This is a genomic window from Pseudomonas fluorescens, assembly GCF_902497895.1.
Lineage (GTDB): Bacteria > Pseudomonadota > Gammaproteobacteria > Pseudomonadales > Pseudomonadaceae > Aquipseudomonas > Aquipseudomonas fluorescens_BP.
Genome location: NZ_CABVHQ010000030.1, coordinates 53,843 through 76,241 on the forward strand (window position 1 = coordinate 53,843; position 22,399 = coordinate 76,241).

A 22,399-nucleotide genomic window follows, 5' to 3' on the forward strand; every position below is an offset into this window, starting at 1 on the left:
AGATACGTTAAACCTATGGATTCGCCATGATCAATTTTCGTCTGATTCGTCACCTCTGGTTGTTCCTGGCCGTTGCCGAAGAACAGAACTTCGGCCGCGCTGCCAAGCGTCTGGGTATGTCCCAGCCACCGCTGAGCGAGCAGATTCAGGTGCTGGAGCAGGCGCTCAAGGTCAAGCTGTTCGATCGCTCGCGACGCGGTGCGAAGCTGACTCCGGTGGGGGCGGCGATTCTGCCGGCCGTGCGCAAGTTCGCCGAGCAACTGGAGCGCCTGGAACTGGCCGTGGAGGAGGCGGTGGCGGGGCAGTCGGGGATGTTGACCATTGGCGCGATTTCCACGGCCATGTTCGATGTCTTGCCAGGCTTGATCGAGCAACTGAAGAACGATTATCCGCACCTCACCGTGTCTGTACGGGAGATCGACAGTGTCGAAGCCGTTCCGGCGCTGGAAGCCGGGGACATCGACCTGGCCTTCGCCCGCCTGGACGGTGACCTGGGAGGCTCGATCAAATCACTGCCGTTGACTCAGGACCGCCTGGTTATAGCCCTGCCCAGCGATCACCCATTGGCTTCGCGCACGCGAATCAGCCTGTCCAGCCTGGCCACTGAACCCTTGGTGATGTTTTCCCGCAGGGTCAGCCCGGTCTACTTCGACAATCTGATTGCGACCTGCCGAGCCAGCGGTTTTTCCCCTCGCGTGCTGCATGAGGTGCGCTCCGTCGCCTCGCAAATTGCCTTTGTCAGCTGTGGCCAGGGCATCGCACTGGTACCAGCGTCACTGAAAAAGCTGGCGCCCGACAACGTGGTGTTTCGCGCGCTGAGCCAGAAGCTCAATGTCGTGACCACCGCTGTGGCCTGGAATACGGAACGGCCCAACCCGCTGGTGGAGGAGCTCGTCGCCCGGCTCCAGTCCAAGGCCTGAGTCGACCCAGGCCTGTGCGCGAACATGGTTTGATAGGTTTTGCGTATGAAAGCTTTCCCGAATAAGGAATTTACAGAAGGCTCGATTCCCTTGAAATTGCCTGCCTGGCTGCCGGCAACCCTGGCTCGGCGCAGCCTTTAAGTTCAAGGAGTCAATAACGTGCCCTCACCAGATACGTTCACTCACATGCAGCTCCCTCTGACAGTGGAGGGTGTCCGGTTGAACGTCGCCGCCATTCACCGGGACGGCGTCCTGGCGCCCATTGTGTTCCTGCATGGTTTTGGTTCGACCAAAGAAGACTATGCCGACATCGTGCAGCAACCCGCATTCGCCGGTCACCCTTTCGTCGCTTACGACGCACCGGGTTGCGGCGAAAGCCAGTGCAGCGATCTTTCGAGGATTTCCATTGCCTTTCTGATGCAGGCTGCGCTGCAGGTGCTGGAGCATTTCGGCATCGAGCGCTTCCATCTGGTCGGCCACTCCATGGGTGGACTGACCGCGCTGATGCTGGCCCATCAGTACCCGGACCGAGTGCTGAGCTTCGTCGATATCGAGGGCAACATCGCCCCGGAAGACTGGTTCCTCAGCCGGCAGATCGTCGACTATCCGAGCAATGATCCCGAGGCGTTTTTCGCAGCCTTCATCGACCGTGCCCGGCATGCCCCGGCCTATGCCAGAGCGCTCTATTCCGCGAGCTTGAGGCACAAGGTCCGCGCCGGTGCGGTGCGAGGGATTTTCCAGTCGATGGTCGATCTCTCCGATAACGCCGACCTGATGGGCAAATTCCTCGGGTTGAAATGCCCACGAATGTTCATGTACGGCGAACAGAACGCGTCGCTGTCCTATCTGCCGCATATCCAGGCCGAAGGTGTGCGACTGGCGCAAATTCCTGATTGCGGGCATTTCCCCATGTATTCCAACCCGATTGCGATGTGGCAACAGATCGCCGATTTCCAGGCAAGCGCTGCGCTGTGATGCAAAAAGGGCCGATGGGCAATGCCCGTAGCAGCTGGCGAAGGCTGCGTTCGGCTGTGCAGCAGTCGCAAATCCTGCAACCACGGTTGACCTGTAAAACCGCAGTGCCTGACTTTACGACCGCTGCGCAGCCGAACGCAGCCTTCGCCAGCTGCTACGGGAGAATGTTCGGGGCCAGACATTCCTTAACTGACCGGCATTGCTCGTCCGGCCCCTTTTCAATAGTGCAGCTATACCTGTCAAACCCTCGCAGCGTGCGGCTTTGCACAACCCTTCAAACCTGTACGCTCTTCGATCTCACCGGAACCGCTGAGGTACCCATAGCGCGAAAGATTCGGCATCAGCATCGACGCGATAAAGGTGATGCTCACAATCGCCGCGACGTAGAAGAAGAAATATTCCTCGATCCCCTGTGACCGAAGCGACAAGGCCACGTATTCAGCGGTGCCGCCGAATGCCGCATTGCCGACGGCATACGGAAAGCCTACGCCCAGTGCACGTACCGCGGGCGGGAACAGTTCAGCTTTGACGATCCCGGCGATGGGGGTGTAGAGCGAAGCAATGGCCAGGCCGCCAAACACCAGCAGGAATGCCGTAAACGGGCTGCTGACCGACTGCAGCGAATAGAGCAGGGGGATCACCAGCAGCATGGCCAACCCGGAAAACATCAGCATGTGCGCCTTGATCCCGACACGGTCGGCCAATAAGCCAAACAGTGGCTGGCAGAACATGAAGCCGACCAGGGCGGCCGTCATGATGAAGCTCACTGTTTCCGGACTGAAACCAGCGGAGATCACCAGGAACTTCTGCATATAAGTGGTGAAGGTGTAGAAGTACAGCGAACCGCCAATGGTGAAAGCAAGCACCAGAGCGACTGCGCGTTTGTGTTTGAACATGCCGCGCAGCGAGCCGGCATCTTTGCGGTTCATGTCTTTCCTGGTCGCGGTTTCATGCATTGCGCGGCGCAGATACACCACGACGATCGAGCTCAGGGCGCCGATGAAAAACGGAATCCTCCAGCCCCATTCGCGCAACTCCTCGCCGGTGAGGGTTTGCTGGAGAATGACCACGGTCATCAAGGCCAGAAGCTGACCGGCAATGATGGTGAAGTACTGAAAGGATCCATAGAAACAGCGACGCCCTGGTGTGGCGATTTCACTGATGTAGGTGGCGCCGGTGCCGTACTCCGCGCCGACGGACAAGCCTTGAATCAACCTGGCGACCACGAGCATAACCGGCGCAGCGACCCCTATCGTTTCGTAGGTCGGCATGACGGCGATCAGCAGAGAGCCGGCGCACATCATGAATACCGAGATAATCATCGAGACCTTACGGCCGCGAGTGTCGGCGATCCAGCCGAAAATCCAGCCGCCGAGAGGGCGCATGAAGAAGCCGACGGCGAAGACTCCAGCGGTTGCAAGCAGTTGGGTCGTGGTGTCGCCGTTGGGAAAAAACGAAGACGCAAAGTAGATGGCGGTATAGGCGTAGATGAAAAAGTCGTACCACTCCACCAGATTGCCTGAGCAGGCACCCATGATGGCTCTGACGCGATTCGGGCTACTCAGCGAATCGGTGTTGGTAGCCTGGTCATTTGAGTTTGTAGTTGATGCGGACATGCTGTTCACCCTTACTTCAAGGCGAGACGATACGAGGAGCACACTGCGGCGTCTCCGACGTTGCTGGCTCGACAGGTTGATGTGCTTGACGCTGCGGCTTTAACCCGCTGACGGCCAAGTAACCTGAGGAGGGGGATATACGCGAGATGCCAGCTGTTCGTTGTCTGGGTAAACCGGCCAGGTCAGGTCAGGAGAAACGTTGTCAATCATGGCGCAAGTCCTCGTATCTTATTCTTGTAGTGAGTCGAACGCGCTTGGCGCTGACGTTGATTGCAAGCTACCGCAGAGTGCGGAGGGTAATAAGCCGTCCGCCAGGCCTAACTGATATACCGAAATTCTATAGCTTGCCTTGCAGCCCCGGCGGGTGGGGGATACAGTCGGTTCGATAGACGCCAGGCCCCATGCAATGCGGTTCCTGCGGCATTCCATGGGTCGCTGATGCGTTTACACTGACACTACTTTCGACGCATATCGCGCCGAGCCTGACTTTGACTGGCCTGGTAATGGATGTCGTTCAACTCAAAACCCTGATTCATGTGGCCGAACTCGGTAGTCTCAGCAAAGCCTCCGATAGGCTTCACATCGCGCAACCGGCGCTCAGCCGACAAATTCGATTGTTGGAAAAAGAACTCGGCACCTACCTGTTTGATCGCCATGGTCGAGGCATGGAGATTACTGACGCCGGCCGCGAAGTGCTGGCGCATGCCACCCGAATCATGGAAGAAATGGAATCCATTCGAAGTTCGGTGGTGGGTGGAAAATCTTCTTTTAGGGGAACGGTCGTCATCGGTACAACGCCAACCGTTGCGGAAATTGTCACCGTGCCCCTGGTGCGCAAGATCAGAGAGGCCCATCCGAATCTCGCCGTCAGGTTTTCCTCGGCTTTCAGCGGGTACTTGCTGGATTGGGTTCAGCGCGGTGAACTGGAACTGGCCATTTCCTACGACCCTCAACCCCTGCATACGCTGCGGATCGTGCCGGTGATGATGGAGAACCTGCTTCTGGTCGGCCCCGCCAGTGCCAACCTGCGCATCGATACGCCGGTGTCCTTCGAGTCCCTGGCCGAGCAGCAACTGGTCTTGCCAAGCCCTCGACACGGCCTTCGCGTAATCATGGATAACTGTGCGCGTGAAGTCGGGATCAAGCTCAAGACCAGCGTTGAAGCCGACTCTTTCGGCGCGATGATCGATCTGGTCCGCAATGGCTTCGGTTTGACGGCTTTACCTCTGGCGTCGATTTACACCCAGGTCGAATCCGGTATGTTGTCTGCCGCCCCCTTGGTCGACCCCATTCCCATGCGTAAATTGGTTCAGGTCTTTCCCGCGGACAGACGAGTCAGCCCCGCCGCGAAATTTGTCGGGGATGCTTTTATCGAAATTGCCGCCGATCTGGTCAATCGCAAGATCTGGGCTGGACACCTGCTTTGATCACTCGACACGCTTGAATGAGCGACTCATCGACCTGCTGCTCTCGTTTCCCTGCATTCGGGTCGGTTCCCGGAGGGGCATCAATGACCGGTGTCCCATTCGATATGCCGTCCGGCACCCCGGTACCATGAAATCCGACTTTCTGTGCGTGGTTGCTCTCCGAGCACTGCGCGTTGGAGGTACACAGACGGGATGCGCCTTCAGAAATGTCACTCTTGCGTCTCGAGACGGCTACGTTCGAGGTTGATTTCACGTATCAAATCATCGACGGCCGCGAGCATGAACTCGATCGTTGTTTCGTCGATGAATCTACCGTCCTGGATCTTTTGATTGATGTTGGGAATGACTATTTGGGGACGGCAAATTACCCTGGAAAGCGTGGCCGATAAAGTTTCACGTAGTTGAGACTGGGCACGCACCCCGCCGAGCACGCCGGGGGAAGAGGTTATGATCAGCACCGGTTTATTTTTCAGGGGTGAATTGAAGCCCGGGCGGGAGGCCCAATCCAGCGCATTTTTCAGCACGCCAGAGGTGCCGTAGTTGTATTCAGGCGAGCAGATGATCAAACCATCGGCGTGTGCGATGGCCTCTTTCAGAGCCGCCACTGATGGAGGCAGCGCTTGCGCTTCGAGATCGCCGTTGTACAGGGGGATGTCATTCAGCGCGAACAGGCTCATTTCTGCCTGATCGTCCAATCGATTGGAGAGTGTCTTGAGTACCGCTGTATTCGTAGACTGTGAACGCAGGCTGCCTGAAATACCGAGTAGACGATGAGCGACAGTGGCCATAAAACTCCTTGAACCAGAGAGATGAATAATAAGAAAACTACACAACATGTTTCTCTGGAAGTGACGCACCGATCATCACAAAAAGCGCCCTGGCAATCCGCTCACTTTTGTTCCGCCACGCGTGCCGTGTGCCATTCTGGATAACGATGTCGCCTGCGTTTACCAGACGGCTCTGACCGTTATCCAGCTCCAACCACATCTCACCTTCCAGAATGATTCCGTAATCGATGGTGGCGGTGGTGTGCATTCCCGGATTTTCCGGCTCGAAGCTTTCGATCAAACCAGGCAGTGCAGCGCTCAGCTCGCCAAAGGCCTGGACGCCATCGACGGGGTTCTGCATGACGGAGTCAGGCGGAAAATCAAAGATGGCGAGGCTGGTGCCTCCCTGAGGAGGAATCAGCGAAGCGTAATCAAGGGTTGGATCGCGGTCTTTTTCGAGAAGTGCGGGATCGGCAGGGGTGGTCCACAGCTGGGCCATCCCGTGCCCGGGGATCGAGGCAAAGGATTGGGCTCTTGGGGCATAGTCGTCTGAAACGAACACGGAGTTTCCCTGTTCGTCGTGGCCGGTCACGATTCTTCTTATCTTCATTGTGGATTACTCAAAGAGTAGTCAAAGAGGCAGCGAGTGGAGGGGAAACCACTCCGCTCGCTGCGTTTAATCAAGGGCAGATGACGTAGTTGCTGAAGCCGCCATGGCGGTTTTCGATACCGGTAATAGCGCTGTTGACGTCTTCCAGACTGAAGGCCGTGTTTTCGAAGAATGAGAGATCAAGCACCCCGGATTCAACCATGTCAGCCATGGCTTGTCCTTGTCCTGTAGTGAACCAGGCAGATCCGCTGATCTGGATGTCGTTGTCCATGATCCAGTGAAGGTCGATGGGAACGTCGCCGGCGATGGCGCCGATGTTGACCAGGTGCCCACCGCGGTGGAGGGATTTAAGGGATTGGGTCAGGCTCTCGTGTGGTGCACCTGGCCCCAAGGCATCGATGACGACATCGACACCTTCGCCGTGGGTCACTTCACTGACCCACTGGTTAGTGGGTATTGTGCCGAGGCTATGAATTTCAATCCGGCCCGGAGCCGCGAGGCTCTTCACCTTTTGGAACAGATCCTGGTTTCTGCCGGTGCCGAGGATTTTCCGAACACCCATGGCCAGTGCCAGGGCGACGGCTCCCAAGCCGAGTGTCCCGCTGATCCCATTGATCAGAACGGTGCTGCCGGGGCCGACGTTGGCCTTGATCAACGCTTTGTAGGCGGTGCCCAGATAACCCAGGCGTGCGGCGGTCTCGAAGCTGATGTTGTCTGGCAGTTTGACCAGGCTGTATTGCGGGGCAGGGATGTACTCGCAAAGGCCGCCGTAGGGGTAGTCTTCGAACATGCGCGGGCTTTTAGGCGTGAACCCGAAATAACCGTTGAACGTATAGGCGGTGCAGGCAATGGTGTTGCCCGCGCGGCATGCCCGGCATGAACCGCAGTGTCGGCCCGGGTTGACGTAAACCCGGTCGCCGACCTTGAAGTCGTAGACCTGGGCGCCGACGGCTTCGACGACACCGGATGGATCAAGTCCAAAGATGGCAGGCAGCTTGGGCAGCGGGTTCTGCGGGAACCATTTGACCCAGTTGGTCAGGATGTTATGCAGGTTCGGGACGATCCCGCACGCCTTGATCTTTACCAGCACTTCGGTCGGACGAATCTCGGGGACGGGCACTTGCTCGATGACCATGGGTTTGCCGCCTTCATACAGGCGTGCGGCGCGCATAGTTTTTGCAGTCATGATGTTCTCCAACACACATATTGTTTTTGTAGGTACGTAACCCGTGGAGCACGCTTCAAATCTACGGCACTAACGCAGTCCGTCTTCGCCCTTCACGTCGGCGGCAGCCAGACCGCCCAGTCGCGCATGAATCCGGCCACCGGTGGCCATGGCCAGGCCAAAAGCAATTTCGCCGCGACGAGGGCCGTCCCATACGGTCATTTCAGCCACGCCGAAGTGGCTGCGAACATAGGCCGCCTGGATGTGTCCGAGCGGGATCATCACCCGGCAACCAGGGCCACCAATGCTCTTTGCAGCCGGAACGATCGCCTTCGGATTGCCGAGGGCTTCGCGCATTGCCCAGCCACCTGCTTCGTGCCAGACAGCACCGTGTTCCAACTCACCGTCTTCACCGACGATTGCGCCCTTGCCATAGGCCTGTACGTGCCTGGCACCGCCCAGCGCATGGATCAGTTGCTCGGACAGTTCTGCACCTAAAATTCTCAACTCCTGCATGAACGGCAGCAGGTCTTCTACATATCTGCCTGCGTAGGGATTGGCCACCACGGCAGTGGCTACCGCAATCCTGAGCGGGACTGACGAGCGAGGCCCGCCTTCGTGGAACACTTCTTCGACGTCCAGTTTTACCTTGCGAACCATCACCAGCGACATGTCTAACCTCCAGAACCGAGAGCCTCAAGCGACTCGTTATTTTTTTAAACCGGCCTTTTGCATTATGCATTTAATGATGTATGGTGCAAGAACTTAGTTTTTATGCACAAAACAGGAGTGGCAATATGAAGCTGATTTCGTACCGTAAAGAGGGTAAAGCCCATTTCGGCGTCGTGTCCGGTGACGGGGTCGTCGAGCTGACCAGCCGTTTTGCGCAGGTTCCGGATCTCGCATCCTTTCTGGCTGATCCGGCCCTGCTGCAGGAGGCTCGCCAGATCGTAGAAGCCGAGCAACCCGACTACCCATTTTCAAGCGTCGAGCTGGAAGCCGTCATACCCAATCCCGGAAAGGTGATTTGCGTCGGCATTAACTATGTTGCTCACGCCGAAGAAGCCGGCAGAAAGGTTGGGGAGTTCCCGGTGATTTTTCAGCGTTTCGCTGAAACCCTTCTGCCCCACGGAGAACCGCTGGTAAGGCCTCAGGTATCAGAGCAATTTGACTTTGAGGCCGAATTGGCCGTCGTGATCGGCAAAGGTGGCGCCCATATTGATCCGGCCGATGCAATGGATCATGTCGCGGGTTACACCTGCTTCAACGACGCCAGCGTTCGCGATTGGCAGTTCCATACGCACCAGTACGGAATGGGCAAGACCTTCAGAAAAACCGGCGCGCTGGGCCCATGGCTCATTCCGGCTTCGGAAATTTCCGATTACCGTAAGCTGGTGGTGCGGGGGGTACTCAATGGCGAGCAGTTGCAGGAAGGCAGCCTTTCAGAGTTGGCATTCGACATCCCGCATTTGATTTCGTATGTGTCGAAGGCACTTCCATGGAACCCGGGCGACATTCTGGCAACCGGTACGCCGAGCGGGATCGGCTTCAAGAGGAATCCACCGATTTTCCTGAAACCCGGTGATGTTTTCGAAGTGGTGATCACTGAGATCGGGACGCTATCGAACGGCGTTATCGACGAAGCCTGAGCGTTGTCCTCTACACAATCATAAAAAACTGGAGGTTCCAGATGCCCGCGTTACCTACAATCAATTTCACCCACACCGGCGTGTTTTGCGCAGACCTTGATCGTATGGTCGATTTCTACTGCCGTACCTTAGGCTTCATCGTCAGTGACAAAGGTGTTGCCTCAACCGGTCACCGATTGTTCTTCATGACGCAGAACCCTGAACTGCATCACCAGGTCGTGCTCTTCGATGGCAAGCCTGTCGACCTGCCATTCAACCCGATCAATCAGCTGTCGTTTCTGCTGAACTCGCTGGATGACCTGAAGGCTTACTACCAGTTCGCCAAAAACAGCGGCATTGAAGGGATTGCTCAGGTGGACCACGGGAACGCCTGGTCGATGTACTTCAAAGACCCTGAAGGCAACCCCATCGAAATGTATGTCGATGCGCCGTTCTACACCGCGCAACCCTGCAAGGAGCCACTTGATCTTGAGCTGCCGACCGAGGTCATCCTGGCCCGGACCGAGGCCATGTGTAAGCGCCGTCCTGGCTTCCAGACGCGAGAGCAGTGGATGGACTCCATCCGGGCGAAGATCGAAGAACAGCGGGTTCGAATCGGCTGACACCTTGGGTACGGGGCGAATAACCCGCCCCGATCTGCGGATGTGGAGCCTGGTTGATGGGCGCGCACAAGCCTGTTCATCAACCAGAAGTCGCACTGGATAAAAACAAAAAGCGGAGTAGACGATGGACTACGATGTCATCATTGTTGGAATGGGGCCGGTCGGTGCTCTGTGCGCAAATCTGGCTGGCATGTGGGGGCTGAAGGCTCTCGTCGTGGACAAGTCCGAAACGGTGTACACCAACCCGAGGGCCATGGGCTTTGACCACGAAGTGATGCGTGTCTTCGGCAACATTGGCTTGGCCAATGAGATCGCCGAGCATGTCATGCCTTATCGGCCTTCGGAGTACCGCACCACCGGTTCTCGGCTGATCAAGCGCATTGATGCCGCCAAGCCTCCCTTTCCGCTGGGTTGGGCACCTAACTACGTATTCTCGCAGCCACCTGTCGAGCGTGCACTGCGCAATAAAATTGCGGATCTGAAGTCGGTCACCGTGGAGCTCGGTTCAGAGGTCCTGTCGGTCAATTCCACAGGCTCGCAAGCTGATGTGCGCATTCAGGCCAAAGACGGGACTGAGCGCACAGTGACGGCGGACTATGTTTTGGCGTGTGATGGCGGCACCAGCCCGATCCGGACCCGACTGGGGCTGAAGATGGAGGATCTGGCCTTCGATGAACCGTGGCTCGTCGTCGATGTGATCCTCAATGAAGGGGCGGGCGAGCATCTGCCGAAGACCAACGTACAGTTTTGCGAGCTGGCCAGGCCTTGTACTTTTGTCGTCGGCCCCGGTCAGCATCGGCGCTGGGAGTTCATGATCAATCCTGACGAACAGCCGACGGAAATATCACAGCCCGAAGCGATCAAGAAGCTGATTTCCCGCTGGTTACCCGAGGGTGACTATCAGTTATGGCGGGCGTCGGCTTATCGATTCCATGCACTGATCCTGGAGCAGTGGCAGTCCGACCGGGTGTTCTTCCTGGGGGACGCGGCGCACATGACGCCACCCTTCCTGGCGCAAGGCATGTGCCAGGGGATCCGCGATGCGCTGAACCTGGTCTGGAAGCTCGCGCTGGTGAAAGCCGGGCTGGCGGCACCTGCGTTCCTGAATACCTACCAGACCGAACGAGTTCCTCATGTCCGCCAAACCACCCTGGCCGCCAAAGAGTTTGGCACAGTGATCTGCGAACGCGATAGCGAGAAAGCGGCGATCCGCGATGCGCGGTTGATCCAACAGATGACGGAGAATCCGGGAGGGACCATCCGGCAATCGCTGATTCCCAGGTTGTCTCAAGGGTTTGTCGCGCAGGTCGCACCCGCCGGTGAGCTGTTTCCGCAACCGATGGTCATCAACCATGCAGGCAAGAAGGCGCTTCTGGATGAGTTTACCGGCCAGTCCTTTCGAGTGGTCATTGCGCCCGGGTTTGACGCTAGCGCTTTGCTGAGATGTCTGCATAGCAGTCAATCGCTTAAAGGTCTGCCCATCCATGTCGTGCGATTGGTCAGCCCTCAACAGTCAGGCGCGTGCACTGCAGATGATTACCAGGAAGTCGATGGGGTGCTGACGCGATGGCTTGAGAGTCGAGGGTGCAATGTCGTCATCGTGCGGCCGGATCACTACGTGTATGGCGGGGCGGTCACAGTCGCCTGGGCGATGGAGTTGCTTGAGGGGATGGAGCTTGCGCTGTGGTGCAAGAAGCCTGAACAGGCTGCACAGCGTAATGGCGGCGCTGGCGACCCGATGATCAGGTTTGCGCAAGGGCTGAGCCAGTAAGAGGCGGTAGACCCTTCGCTTCGCACTGTCCACGAAAGCAGTTGCGAGGCGAAGGGTTTTTTTACGGAATATCGATTCGTCACTGGCTAAGATCGGCCGTGAGCGGATTACCCATTGATCTATTGAAGAGTGGCTTGTTGGCGCTCGATAGCTTCGACAGTTCGGCCCAATGTGTTTTGGATGTGATTGCGCAGGAGCGTCACCGCTTTCTCCGAGTCACGTGCAAGCGCAGCATCCATCAGCTCTTGGTGCTCATTTCCCTTGTGCCTGGGAGTGATCCGCTGCTTGGCTGAAAAGCGTCTGTAGCGCTCTGCTCTGTCGAAAAGGGAGTCGACCATCTTTAGCATCAACGGTGATGGACAGGCTGCGAATAGAGCGAAGTGGAAGGCCTTATGCCGGGTAGACCACTCATCATCGAGCGCGAGTACACCCGTTCCCAGCTTTCTCTCAATCAAATTCAAGCGGTGAAATGCACCCAGCACGTCGGCCTCCCAGGTGTCATCACCATATTGGATGGCATCGCCTAGCGCCTCGCATTCCAGCAAGCAGCGCATCCGCGTGATGTCCCGGAAGTCTGTCGTGGAGATAGGTGCAACTCTGAAGCCTTTGTTATCGCTGGCTTCGACGACACCGTCCTGAGTCAGTCGATTTAGGGCTTCACGAATAGGGGAGCTGCTGAGGCCATAGGTTTTGGACAGTTCGGCGACTTTGAGTTTTTCACCCGGGGCCAGCTCGCAACAAACAATCGCTTTTTTCATCTTCGTCAACGCGACATCGATCAGCGGACTGCTGGGGAATGTAGTCATGGTCGGAGTTATCCTAAAATTTGCACTAAATTGATTTTATGCGCAAAACGTTCTTTAGTGCAAAGGATGAAATGCACGACTGCACATAAATTTTCCCACGCCGCAAGCACAAATCGTCGGCGGCTCTGTCGGACGCTCTAATTTGCCCTTGAGCCTCCAGAAGCCCCACCTGTCCTTGCCTTCTCAACGTTCCGTCCTCTGAGACATCACCCACTCGGTTTACACCGGATGCCTTATCCGCCTCTCCCCAGGATCTCGGGCAGCGAATGCTTGCGCTCGAGAATCTTCTTGACTTTAAATTTGTCCAGGATTAAGTTTTGTGCACAAAGTGATTTGTTGTGTAGTAAATTGTTTTTTACGCACAATAATTCTGGAGTCGGCCACAAACCGAAAGTTCAAGAGGTGTGTGATGAAGACAAAGCGGGTTCTCGACTTGGCGGATGCTGAACTGATGCTCACGACAGTTACAGAAAAGGCCACCCAGCAGAGCTGGAACGTGTCCATGGCCGTGGTCGATGAAGCCGGTTGCCTTATGGCATTCAGGAGGCTTGATGGTGCATCTGTCTCTTCTGTCCAAACGGCGATTGATAAAGCCCGCAGTGCCGCGGTCACGCGACGCTCGACGAAGTTCCTTGAGGACATGGTCGCTGAGGGCCGTGTAGGTGCCTCAATGATTCATGGAGGCTTTCCGATTGAAGGGGGACTACCAGTCCTTGTTGATGGTGATGTCGTGGGAGGAATTGCAGTCAGCGGGTTGAAGTCGCAACTGGACATCGTCCTTGTGGAGGCCGGCTTGAAAGCGTTGGCCGTCCATCAAGAACGGTAAGGCGAGGGAAGGAAGGCGCTCAGAGCGTTACGCAGCACCCTGATGTATTCGCAGCCAATGCTGCGAGTGGATGATCTTTTAAAAAAACAAAAAATCAGGAACATCTCCATGAAAAAAGCCAACCAGCGGCTCTGCCCGTTGCCGGTTTCCAGCATCGCCTGCGCAGTAAGCGCAACGGTACTGTTGAGCCTCTCAACGCAATCGCAAGCCTTCCAGATTGATACGGGCAACCCCGAGCTATCCGTGACTTGGGACAACACCATCAAGTACAGCAATGCCTGGCGCGTGAATAAGCTGGATAACAAGGTCGCAGCAGCTCCCGGAACTTCTGACGCAAATCCGAACCTTGATGACGGTGACCGAAATTTCGGTCGCGGTCTGATCTCTAACCGCCTCGACCTGATGTCCGAGCTGGACATCAAGTACCAGGATGTCGGTGCACGGATCAGTGCGGCGTCCTGGTATGACACAGTCTATAACCGGCGCAATGATAATGACTCGGCCGGTACAGCCAACTCTCTGAGTGTCGACAGCGACGAGTTCACCAGCGATACACGACGCCTTCACGGCCGAAAAACCGAGATTCTGGATGCCTTCGTGTATGGCTCTCGACCTATCGGTGAAACCTCTCTGTCAGGCCGGCTGGGGCAGTTCACGCAAATCTACGGTGAAAGTCTTTTCTTTGGTGCCAACGGCATCGCCAATGCGCAGTCCACCGTCGATCTGGTCAAGCTGCAATCCGTACCCAGCTCCCAGTTCAAGGAAATCCTGATGCCCACCAAGCAGGTGTCCGGCAACTGGCAGCTGAACGATACGGTGAGTGTCGGCGCCTACTACCAATTCGAGTGGAACAAGACTCGCCTTCCCGCAGCAGGCAGCTACTTCAGCGGCGCGGATTTTGTCGGCGAAGGCGGGGAACGGGTGTTCTTTCCTACCGGCGAGCTGCGCCATGGCAAGGACATAGAGGCCAAGGATTCCGGGCAGTTTGGTGCGCAACTGAAGTTCGCCATCGAGGACTGGGAGTTCGGCCTGTACGCCGCGAAATATCACGAAAAGACTCCGGTATTTTACTTCCGTCCGGCCGCACTCGTCCCCGGTGCCGATGACACCTTCGTCAACGTTTATCCAGAAGACGTCAAGGTATTCGGGGCGAGTTTCAGCACCTTGGTCGGCGAAGCCAACATCGCCGGCGAAACCTCGATACGGATCGATACGCCGTTGGCGGGCGTCGGCGGCACGATCATTACCGGTCTGGGTTCCGACAACGATTCCAATCCGGCTTACCCCATTGGCCGGTCGTGGCATGCCCAAGTATCGATGGTCAATGTCTACGGTGGATCGGCGTTCTGGGACGGTGCTTCGTTTATTGGTGAACTGGCGTTCAACCGTCGGCTGAGCGTGACCAAGAATGCTGATCAGCTGGATCCCAACTCGACTCGCGATGCGTTCGCGCTGCGCTTCACCTTCGAACCTCAGTATTTCCAGGTTTTCCCTGGGATCGACGTTCAAGCCCCGATCACCATCGGCTACAACCCATCTGGACGTTCTTCGGTCACGCCTCAGGCGTTCGGCCCTGAGCATGGCGGGGATCTGACGTTGGGCCTCAAGGCCGATTACAAAAAGCAGTGGTACGCATCGCTGACCTACACCAACTTCTTTGGTGAAGCCGGGCCGGTCATCAACTCCTCCAACTCATTCACCTACCAGCAAAACATGAAAGACAGAGACTTCGTAGCGTTCTCGATCCAGCGAACCTTTTAAGCAAAGAACAGGCGGGCCCTGATAATGACAAAAATTAAACTGCTGCTTTCCACCCTGTCGATCTCAATCTGTGCCAGCAGCGCTTTTGCTGCGGTGAGTCCTGACGAGGCGGCGAAGCTCAAGACTACATTGACGCCCATGGGTGCCGAAAAGGCCGGCAATGCCGATGGCTCCATTCCGGCCTGGACAGGCGGGCTGACCAAGGATGTGGCTGGGCCCAAATTTGGCGATGTGCCGGTCGATCCGTTCCCGGGCGAAAAGCCTGTGCTGCAGATCACCGCGAAGAACGCCGCGCAGTATGCGGACAAATTGAGTGAAGGAACGAAAGCCTTGCTGGCCAAATTTCCCGACACCTTCCATCTCGATGTATACCCGACTCATCGAACTGCTGCGGCTCCCGCCAGCGTTTATCAGAACACGTATACCAACGCGACCCAGTGCAAGACGACCAGTAATGGCTTATCGGTAGAAGGCTGCTTCGGCGGCATACCATTTCCTATCCCTAAAACCGGCAATGAGGTCATCTGGAATTTTCTGCTGCGGGTAGAAGCGGAATCCATCCAGATGGGCTATGCCAACGTCATTGGCAATGCTGATGGAACCCGAACGCTGGCCAGCCGTGGCATCGAAAACTGGCAGTACCCTTATTACTATAAAGACGGCGCCGTGGATAAGTGGTCGGGGCAGTATGCGCTGCTGCGTTTTTTGACCAACGAACCACCGTTCAAGGCCGGGGAGTCGTTGGTTACACACGACAGCATCAACGCGCAACAACCGCGGGATGCCTGGCAATACTTGGTAGGCCAACGTCGCGTACGTCGCGCGCCCACCGTCGGTTATGACACGCCAGACTTCGTTGCGTCGGGCGCCAACTACTTCGATGAAGTTCATGGGTTTATCGGCCATCCCGATCGCTACGATTGGAAACTGGTCGGCAAAAAAGAGCTGTACATCCCTTACAACGACAACAAATTCAACGCAGAGAAACGCGAGGATGCCTTTGCGGCCAACCACCTCAATCCGGACAAGGTGCGCTGGGAACTGCATCGCGTCTGGGAGGTGGAGGCTAATGTCGCTCCGGGCAAACGCCACGCAGTGCCCAAGCGCAAATTCTTCATCGATGAAGACAGCTGGACGGTCTCGCTGGTCGATGGTTACGACGCCGAGGGCAAACTGTGGCGCGTGTCCCAGGTGCTGCCATTCGTGGTGCCCTCCATCCCGGCGGTGGTGGTGAAACCGGTGGTGATCTACAACCTGCAAGCCAAGACTTACAGCGTCGTGCAAAGCCTGAACGGCGAAACCTATAGCGTTATACCGCGCAAGCCCGAAAACTTTTTTACCGGCAACTCGGTAGCGTCCGGGTCGGTGCGCTGAGCCTCGCAACAGCTATTCAAACCTGTGTTCCATGGACGCCGTGCGACTGACGCGGCGTCCACTGAACCGCATCATCGAGGCTCAGTAATGCGTACTCAAACATCCAGGCTTTTACATAAACATTCGTTCAAGGCGTTCATGCTGAGCGTGTCGATCGTGACGGCGCTCTCTAGCACGGCTGCGGCGGCACAAACAGATGGATTGCCGGTTCAGCCATCGATTACCAGTGCCATGGCGGCCCAATCAGTAATGCTGAGTGTTGCCCGTGCAGGGCAACGACTCGTGGCCGTCGGCGAAAGAGGATTCATCATTGTCTCTAATGATAATGGCGGCACTTGGAAGCAAGTCAGTTCCCCGGTCAGCATGACGCTGGTCAAGGTTCGCTTCATTGATGACCTCGAAGGCTGGGCTGTCGGGCATGCGGGGGTTGTTTTGCACAGCCAGGATGGCGGACTGACCTGGAGCAAACAGCTTGATGGTGTCCAGGCGGCCGAGATCGAATTGCAGGAAGCCACGCTCGATATGCAGAGCTCCGACGATGCAGCGAAGGCGCAGGAGCGTCTCGCTCAGGCACAGCAACTTGTTGACGAAGGCCCCGACAAGCCGTTGCTCGATCTGCTTTTCCTCGACGCCAAAGACGGGCTGGTGGTGGGCGCTTATGGCCTCGCGTTTGTCACGCATGATGGAGGACTCAGCTGGAAATCCATCCGTTCCCGTATCGACAACCCTTCCGGATTGCATCTCTACAGTATCGAGCGGGTGGGGGCTGACCTCTTTGTCGCCGGAGAGCAGGGCACGTTATTGCGGTCGAGCGATGAGGGACAGACCTTCGAGTCGCTGGCTTCGCCTTATGAGGGCACGACCTTCGGGCTTCAGGCGACCGACAGCGGATCGATTCTGGCGTTTGGGCTTCGTGGAAAAGCCTTCGAGTCCAAGGATCGCGGCGATACCTGGCAGCGCCTCGATACCTTGCAGCCCGTCACGTTGACCAGTGGGTTGCGTCTTGACGATGGATCGGTACTCCTCGCTGATGAGTCTGGAAGAGTGTTGCGCTTCGCGGATGGCGATACCAAAGCCTCTGTCCTGCAGGTGACTCAACCCAGTTACTTCACAGGCATGGTGCAAGCCGCGAACGGTAACCTAATCCTCAGTAGTGCACGCGGCATGCTGTCGTCCGCAGTTGCAGTGGAATCGCCGGAGCACGATCAATGAACAGCTTTACTCATTCTACCGAGCATCACACCCTCCCTAAGCCGGATGCATTCGATCCTTCCTCGGGCACTCTAGTTGAACGGCTCCTGTTCAATCATCGCAGCATCATTTTGGGCATTTGTGTGTTGCTCAGTCTGGTGCTCGGCTACCAAGCGCTGAGTTTGAAGCTCAATGCTGCCTTCGAAAAAATGATCCCAACGGATCACCCTTATGTACAAAACTATCTGAAGAATCGCGGCCAGCTGGGCGAAGGTGGCAACACCTTGCGGATTGCGATCGAGGCCAAACAGGGCAGCATTTTTGATGCCGCATACCTGGAAACGGTCAAGAAAATCAACGATGAGGTTTTTTTACTTCCTGGCGTCGACCGGTCATACATGAAGTCCCTGTGGACTCCGGCGACCCGCTGGATCGGCGTGACGGAAGAGGGTTTCGACGGCGGGCCGGTTATACCTGACGACTACGATGGTTCTGCCAGGAGTCTGGAGCAGGTTCGGCAGAACGTCGATCGGTCAGGCGAAGTAGGTCGGCTCGTAGCCTCCAATTTCAAATCCAGCATCGTGCTTTTGCCTCTTCAGGACATCACATCGGACGGCGGCAAGCCTCTGGATTACAACGCGCTTTCAGGCAAGCTCGAACAGATTCGGGCCAAATACGAAACCGACAACATCAAAATTCACATCACCGGGTTTGCGAAGGTGGTGGGCGATCTGATTGACGGCATGCGGCAGATGCAACTGTTCTTCGCCGCGACGTTGGTGATTTGCGGCATCGTGTTGTTCTGGTACACCCGCTGTGTGCGCAGCACGTTATTGGTGCTGCTGTGTTCGATCATCGCCGTCGTCTGGTTGCTGGGGTTGCTGCCCACCTTGGGCTTTGACCTCGATCCGTATTCGATCCTCGTTCCGTTCCTGGTGTTTGCGATCGGGTTGAGTCATGGCGCCCAGAAAATGAACGGCATCATGCAGGACATCGGGCGCGGAGCCGACAAACTCGTGGCGGCACGCTTCACCTTTCGTAGACTATTTTTGACCGGGCTGATGGCGCTGGTGGCAGACGCCGTGGGTTTCGCTGTGTTGATGATCATCAAAATTCCGGTCATTCAGGATCTCGCCGTCGCCGCGACAATCGGCGTTCTGACTTTGATTTTTACCAACCTGATTTTGCTACCAATTTTGCTGTCGTACACCGGTGTCAGCAAAGCAGCGGCACTGCGTGAAGCGGCGAACGACAAGTTCTCGCAGCTAGATGCTCATCACACCCGGCATCCATTTTGGGCTTTTCTGGATCGATTTACCGAACGTAAATGGGCAAGCGGTGCAATCATCGTCGCCGTGATTCTGGGGGTGGCAGGCTTTGCCGTGAGCCTTCATGTGAAGATCGGCGATCTGAATCCCGGGGCACCGGAACTGCGTCCCGAGTCGCGATACAACAGCGACAACCGCTTCATGGTCAGCAACTTTTCAGCCAGCAGCGACAAGTACGTGGTGATGGTGAAAACGCCCCAATACTTCTGCGCCAATTACCAGACACTGGTTTCAGTGGATGCACTGGAAGCGCAGCTTCAGCAGTTGCCGGGGGTGGTTTCCACGACATCGTTAGCGGCGCTGAGCAAGCAGGCTGCGGCCGGCATGAATGAAGGCAGCATGACCTGGTATGAGATACCCCGTAACCAGGGGTTGTTGAATGCGATCATCACCCGTGCGCCGCGAGAGCTGTTCAACCAGAATTGCGATCTGCTGACGGTGTATGTCTATCTTACTGATCACAAGGCGGACACGCTCACCAGCGTGGTTCAGACCGTCGAGCAGTTTGCGGCGACCCATAACACCGATCAGATCCAGTTCCTTAATGCGGCGGGCAATGCCGGTATCGAAGCGGCAACCAATATCGTCGTGAAGCGTTCGAATATTCAGATGCTGTTTATGGTGTACGCGGCCGTCATCGCGCTTTGCTTCATTACCTTCAGATCCTGGCGTGCGGTGGTGTGTACGGTGCTACCGTTGATGCTGACCTCTATTTTGTGCGAAGCCTTGATGGTGGGGCTCAACATCGGCATCAAGGTGGCGACGCTTCCGGTGATTGCGTTGGGGGTGGGTATCGGTGTGGATTACGCGCTGTACATCCTCAGCGTGACACTCACCAACCTGCGAAACGGCTCAAGCCTTTCTGACGCTTACTACCTTGCGCTGCTTTCTACCGGCAAGGTCGTGGTGATGACGGGGATTACGCTGGGCATTGCAGTGCTCACGTGGGTGCTGTCGCCCATCAAGTTCCAAGCCGACATGGGCATCCTGCTCGGCTTCATGTTCATCTGGAACATGGTAGGGGCGTTGGTACTCGTGCCAGCCCTTGCACACTTCCTGCTCAAACCCAAGCCGTTGCGTGTGAATGCGTGATGTTTGACCACCTGGGTGGGGCCGGGATAGCTGGCCCCATTCATCGTGATCCGTACTCAACTCGTTGGGCTTAATGAACTGAATGATCAAATACGCCGCGAATCTCACTCTCCTGTTCACCGAATGGTCTTTCGAGGATCGCTTTGGCGCCGCGCGGGATGCGGGCTTTGAAGCCGTCGAGTTCAGTTTTGCACCCAACATGGCGGCGGTCGACATTGCTGAACGCTTGCGTCGCACAGGTCTTCAACAGGTGTTGGCAACCGTGCCATTGCGAGCTGGCAGTAAAGGGCTGGCGGCCTTGTGCGGAAGAGCGGGGGACTTTCGTGAGGATTTTAACCTGGGACTCGAATATGCCGTGGAAGGAGGAAGTCCACTGCTTCACGTGCTAGCCGGTGTGGTCGAACAGGCAAATTACGCGGTTTCGAGCGGACAATTTGTCGAAAACATGCGGTGGGCCATCGAGGAGGCTGCCCGTCATGACGTAAAGATTGTGATTGAAGCCATCAATCAAATGTCGGTGCCTGGGTATTTTATTCGAACACTAGCGGGGGCCATCAGTTGGACGCAAAGACTTGAAGGGTTAGGCCTGATTCTGGATCTTTATCATGCTTCGATGGAGCGCCTCGATCCTCTGACGTGCCTTGCGCGCTATCTTCCCCAGGCCGATCATTTACAGATCGCGGGATACCCAGGGCGGTATGAGCCCGATGTAGGTGACCTGAACCTACCTCGAATTCTAGATTCGATAGATGCATATCCCTACGCGGGATGGGTTGGATGTGAGTATCAGCCTGCTATTGGCACACTCGAAGGTATGAGCTGGCTTGATCGTTTTCGTTGCGATTTAAGAAACCAGTAAAAGTTGGTTGTTGCTAGAAGTGTGAATATCCATCTGCTACAGAGAAGTTTGGTTGGCTATGGGTCTAGCCTGCGTGAAAACACCTGCGATTGTCTAACCTTCTGAAAAAGACTCACCGAACCTATGTCTGGGCCTACGGGCTTTTTTGCGAGGAGACATTTAATGAAAACGCCGTTATGCGCAGCGACTTAGGGGCGCTTGTTGGCCCGGATTCCAAGTCCTGACAGCGCTTCAAACAGCGCCTCAGCCCCCTCGGAAATACGGCTGCTGTCGTCGTTTGCATGCGTCAGGATCAAGTAGCCGTCAGCTCCATACAGGGTGACGGCATCCACCTCGGCATAAAACTTGCCGTTGTGTCTGAACGATACCGCTGAATACATTTTGGGTCCTGCGGTGCACGTGGGGCGGATCACGACGCGACCGGATCGGTTGCCAGGTCCTGGATGCCCTTACACATCGGGGGCAAGCTGTGGATTTTGTCAGCGGTCACGGCCAAGGCCACACACGCCATCCGATTGCGCTGAACTTCAGTGATGACCCCCGCATCGCGTAAGCCTAAGGCATAGCCCTCGGCACGACCGGCGGCTTCCATTACCAGGGGCAGGAGGCGGCCTTCGATGATCTTGAACAGCAGGTTCCCCCACCGTACCGTCTGCCTGCTGCTCAGCCCCATAACTGCGTCATACGCGGCGAGAGAACTCAACATATTACTGTCAGCCAGAACATTGGAATTCGACATGAATTAGATCTTTTTTTTGTTTTTGAGTGGGTTTTATACAGACGAAAAAAACGGCGGGATGAAAGCCGCCGTTTTCTACTCATTCCATATCCATTGGGCATCGTCCCTGATGCATCGCTCTTCTGCGATGTCCCTGGCTCTCAGCCTTGTTTGCCTGGTCGATCCATCAACACAACGGGTGATATTAACTGGCCAGGGAGCAATTAGGCGGCGGGCAATTGCCTAAGCCATTGTACGCAATTGCTTACAACGCCTCCGAGGCCAGATTCGATCGAGGATAAAGGCGAAATTTGAATCCCTCGGCCCCTTGATTACGCGCTCTCACCGGTAGCGATCCGCGAGAATGCTTAACTCTGGCATTGTCCAGGATTGCAGCATGTAGCCCTCTTGGCTCAACTCGGCGCGCGCCTCTTCCAGCAGGCTTTCCAGCTGCGCCGGATCGGAATAGGCACTGCTTGGAATCTGTTTGCGGCCAATACGAGTGTTGGTCCGGTCGATGACAGTCAGGCTCAGTTCGCCATTACCGTCTTGCGGAGCCCAGGCGACGCATTGAAAAGGTGCAAATGCGTCGCCGGCAATCAAAAGTGCTTCGTTGATGCGCAGCGGGGTGCTCATGGGTTTTCTATCCTTGTACCCAAAAAATGATGTGCCGTCGGTTGGGCTTACCGGTCGGCTGGCTATTAATAGGGGAGTCAGCACGGATAAATAGAAATAATCATTTCCATTTTCAGGCGCGTGGGTCTCAGTTGTTAGAAGCCTCGCCAGCTGGCAGCGGCTCTTTGCTGCGCCAGTGTGGCAGGGAGTTCCAGTAGCGTTGGCCTTTGGCGTCGTCGTACATGCCTTCCCAGCGCGAGATGACCAGCACGGCAAGGGCATTGCCGATCACGTTCAGCGCGGTACGGGCCATGTCCATGATGCGGT

Annotated in this window: 21 protein-coding genes and 1 pseudogene; 12 read left to right on the forward strand and 10 right to left on the reverse strand. The window is 56.3% G+C overall.

Annotated features, from left to right (window positions below; genetic code table 11):
- The first annotated feature begins 26 nt into the window (after positions 1-26).
- Both F8N21_RS16565 and F8N21_RS16570 read left to right on the forward strand, forming a co-directional pair.
- Entirely contained in the window at positions 27-920 is an 894-nt protein-coding gene (locus F8N21_RS16565) for a LysR family transcriptional regulator (protein WP_150643134.1), read from the forward strand.
- 159 nt (positions 921-1,079) lie between these two features.
- On the forward strand, positions 1,080-1,895 hold the full coding sequence (locus tag F8N21_RS16570; RefSeq protein ID WP_150643135.1) for an alpha/beta fold hydrolase: 816 nt from the start codon (positions 1,080-1,082) through the stop codon (positions 1,893-1,895).
- Positions 1,896-2,134: 239 nt separating this feature from the next.
- Here F8N21_RS16570 and F8N21_RS16575 read toward each other — a convergent pair whose 3' ends face one another.
- Complete coding sequence (locus F8N21_RS16575) at positions 2,135-3,511, reverse strand: MFS family transporter (RefSeq protein ID WP_150643136.1); 1,377 nt, start codon at positions 3,509-3,511, stop codon at positions 2,135-2,137.
- A 503-nt stretch (positions 3,512-4,014) separates the two neighbouring features.
- Between F8N21_RS16575 and F8N21_RS16580 the strand changes: the two genes are divergently transcribed.
- The gene (locus F8N21_RS16580) at positions 4,015-4,938 is read left to right on the forward strand and encodes a LysR substrate-binding domain-containing protein (protein WP_150643158.1); all 924 of its coding nucleotides are present in this window, start codon (positions 4,015-4,017) and stop codon (positions 4,936-4,938) included.
- A gap of 209 nt (positions 4,939-5,147) precedes the next feature.
- Here the strand turns inward: F8N21_RS16580 and F8N21_RS16585 are convergent, their stop codons facing one another.
- The 4 genes from F8N21_RS16585 to F8N21_RS16600 all read right to left on the reverse strand — a co-directional run bounded on the left by F8N21_RS16585 (position 5,148) and on the right by F8N21_RS16600 (position 8,152).
- On the reverse strand, positions 5,148-5,726 hold the full coding sequence (locus F8N21_RS16585; protein ID WP_150643137.1) for an NADPH-dependent FMN reductase: 579 nt from the start codon (positions 5,724-5,726) through the stop codon (positions 5,148-5,150).
- 37 nt (positions 5,727-5,763) lie between these two features.
- Positions 5,764-6,315: a cupin domain-containing protein gene (locus F8N21_RS16590; protein WP_150643138.1), complete on the reverse strand. Its 552-nt coding sequence runs from the start codon at positions 6,313-6,315 to the stop codon at positions 5,764-5,766.
- A 70-nt stretch (positions 6,316-6,385) separates the two neighbouring features.
- Positions 6,386-7,501, reverse strand: a complete 1,116-nt coding sequence (locus F8N21_RS16595; protein WP_150643139.1) for an alcohol dehydrogenase catalytic domain-containing protein — start codon at positions 7,499-7,501, stop codon at positions 6,386-6,388.
- A 69-nt stretch (positions 7,502-7,570) separates the two neighbouring features.
- On the reverse strand, positions 7,571-8,152 hold the full coding sequence (locus F8N21_RS16600; RefSeq protein WP_150643140.1) for an amino acid synthesis family protein: 582 nt from the start codon (positions 8,150-8,152) through the stop codon (positions 7,571-7,573).
- 125 nt (positions 8,153-8,277) lie between these two features.
- Between F8N21_RS16600 and F8N21_RS16605 the strand changes: the two genes are divergently transcribed.
- The 3 genes from F8N21_RS16605 (at position 8,278) to F8N21_RS16615 (ending at position 11,502) form a co-directional block, all read left to right on the forward strand.
- The gene (locus F8N21_RS16605) at positions 8,278-9,129 is read left to right on the forward strand and encodes a fumarylacetoacetate hydrolase family protein (protein WP_150643141.1); all 852 of its coding nucleotides are present in this window, start codon (positions 8,278-8,280) and stop codon (positions 9,127-9,129) included.
- A 41-nt stretch (positions 9,130-9,170) separates the two neighbouring features.
- Entirely contained in the window at positions 9,171-9,731 is a 561-nt protein-coding gene (locus tag F8N21_RS16610; RefSeq protein ID WP_150643142.1) for a VOC family protein, read from the forward strand.
- A gap of 124 nt (positions 9,732-9,855) precedes the next feature.
- A complete protein-coding gene (locus tag F8N21_RS16615; RefSeq protein ID WP_150643143.1) occupies positions 9,856-11,502 on the forward strand; it encodes a bifunctional 3-(3-hydroxy-phenyl)propionate/3-hydroxycinnamic acid hydroxylase in 1,647 nt (548 codons plus the stop codon).
- A 119-nt stretch (positions 11,503-11,621) separates the two neighbouring features.
- On the opposite strand, the gene F8N21_RS16620 is transcribed toward F8N21_RS16615, so the two are convergent.
- On the reverse strand, positions 11,622-12,308 hold the full coding sequence (locus F8N21_RS16620) for a GntR family transcriptional regulator (RefSeq protein WP_150643144.1): 687 nt from the start codon (positions 12,306-12,308) through the stop codon (positions 11,622-11,624).
- 409 nt (positions 12,309-12,717) lie between these two features.
- Between F8N21_RS16620 and F8N21_RS16625 the strand changes: the two genes are divergently transcribed.
- The 6 genes from F8N21_RS16625 (at position 12,718) to F8N21_RS16650 (ending at position 20,739) form a co-directional block, all read left to right on the forward strand.
- The gene (locus tag F8N21_RS16625; RefSeq protein ID WP_150643145.1) at positions 12,718-13,134 is read left to right on the forward strand and encodes a GlcG/HbpS family heme-binding protein; all 417 of its coding nucleotides are present in this window, start codon (positions 12,718-12,720) and stop codon (positions 13,132-13,134) included.
- A 108-nt stretch (positions 13,135-13,242) separates the two neighbouring features.
- Positions 13,243-14,895, forward strand: coding sequence for a DUF1302 domain-containing protein (locus F8N21_RS16630; protein WP_150643146.1), 1,653 nt, complete (start codon positions 13,243-13,245; stop codon positions 14,893-14,895).
- A gap of 24 nt (positions 14,896-14,919) precedes the next feature.
- Positions 14,920-16,269, forward strand: coding sequence for a DUF1329 domain-containing protein (locus F8N21_RS16635; RefSeq protein WP_150643147.1), 1,350 nt, complete (start codon positions 14,920-14,922; stop codon positions 16,267-16,269).
- Between the two features lie 87 nt (positions 16,270-16,356).
- Positions 16,357-17,481: a WD40/YVTN/BNR-like repeat-containing protein gene (locus F8N21_RS16640; protein ID WP_150643148.1), complete on the forward strand. Its 1,125-nt coding sequence runs from the start codon at positions 16,357-16,359 to the stop codon at positions 17,479-17,481.
- Positions 17,478-19,880, forward strand: a complete 2,403-nt coding sequence (locus tag F8N21_RS16645) for an efflux RND transporter permease subunit (RefSeq protein ID WP_150643149.1) — start codon at positions 17,478-17,480, stop codon at positions 19,878-19,880. Before F8N21_RS16640 ends, F8N21_RS16645 begins: the two co-directional genes overlap by 4 nt.
- 82 nt (positions 19,881-19,962) lie before the next feature.
- Positions 19,963-20,739: a hydroxypyruvate isomerase family protein gene (locus tag F8N21_RS16650; protein WP_150643150.1), complete on the forward strand. Its 777-nt coding sequence runs from the start codon at positions 19,963-19,965 to the stop codon at positions 20,737-20,739.
- 188 nt (positions 20,740-20,927) lie between these two features.
- Here the strand turns inward: F8N21_RS16650 and F8N21_RS16655 are convergent, their stop codons facing one another.
- From F8N21_RS16655 to F8N21_RS16670, 4 genes and pseudogenes are all read right to left on the reverse strand, one after another.
- Entirely contained in the window at positions 20,928-21,119 is a 192-nt protein-coding gene (locus F8N21_RS16655; RefSeq protein ID WP_150643151.1) for a hypothetical protein, read from the reverse strand.
- 29 nt (positions 21,120-21,148) lie between these two features.
- Positions 21,149-21,478, reverse strand: coding sequence for a hypothetical protein (locus tag F8N21_RS16660; protein ID WP_150643152.1), 330 nt, complete (start codon positions 21,476-21,478; stop codon positions 21,149-21,151).
- Positions 21,479-21,799: 321 nt separating this feature from the next.
- Entirely contained in the window at positions 21,800-22,093 is a 294-nt protein-coding gene (locus tag F8N21_RS16665; RefSeq protein ID WP_150643153.1) for a hypothetical protein, read from the reverse strand.
- Positions 22,094-22,220: 127 nt separating this feature from the next.
- Positions 22,221-22,399: pseudogene (locus F8N21_RS16670) on the reverse strand (glutamate/aspartate:proton symporter GltP); the annotation flags it as partial.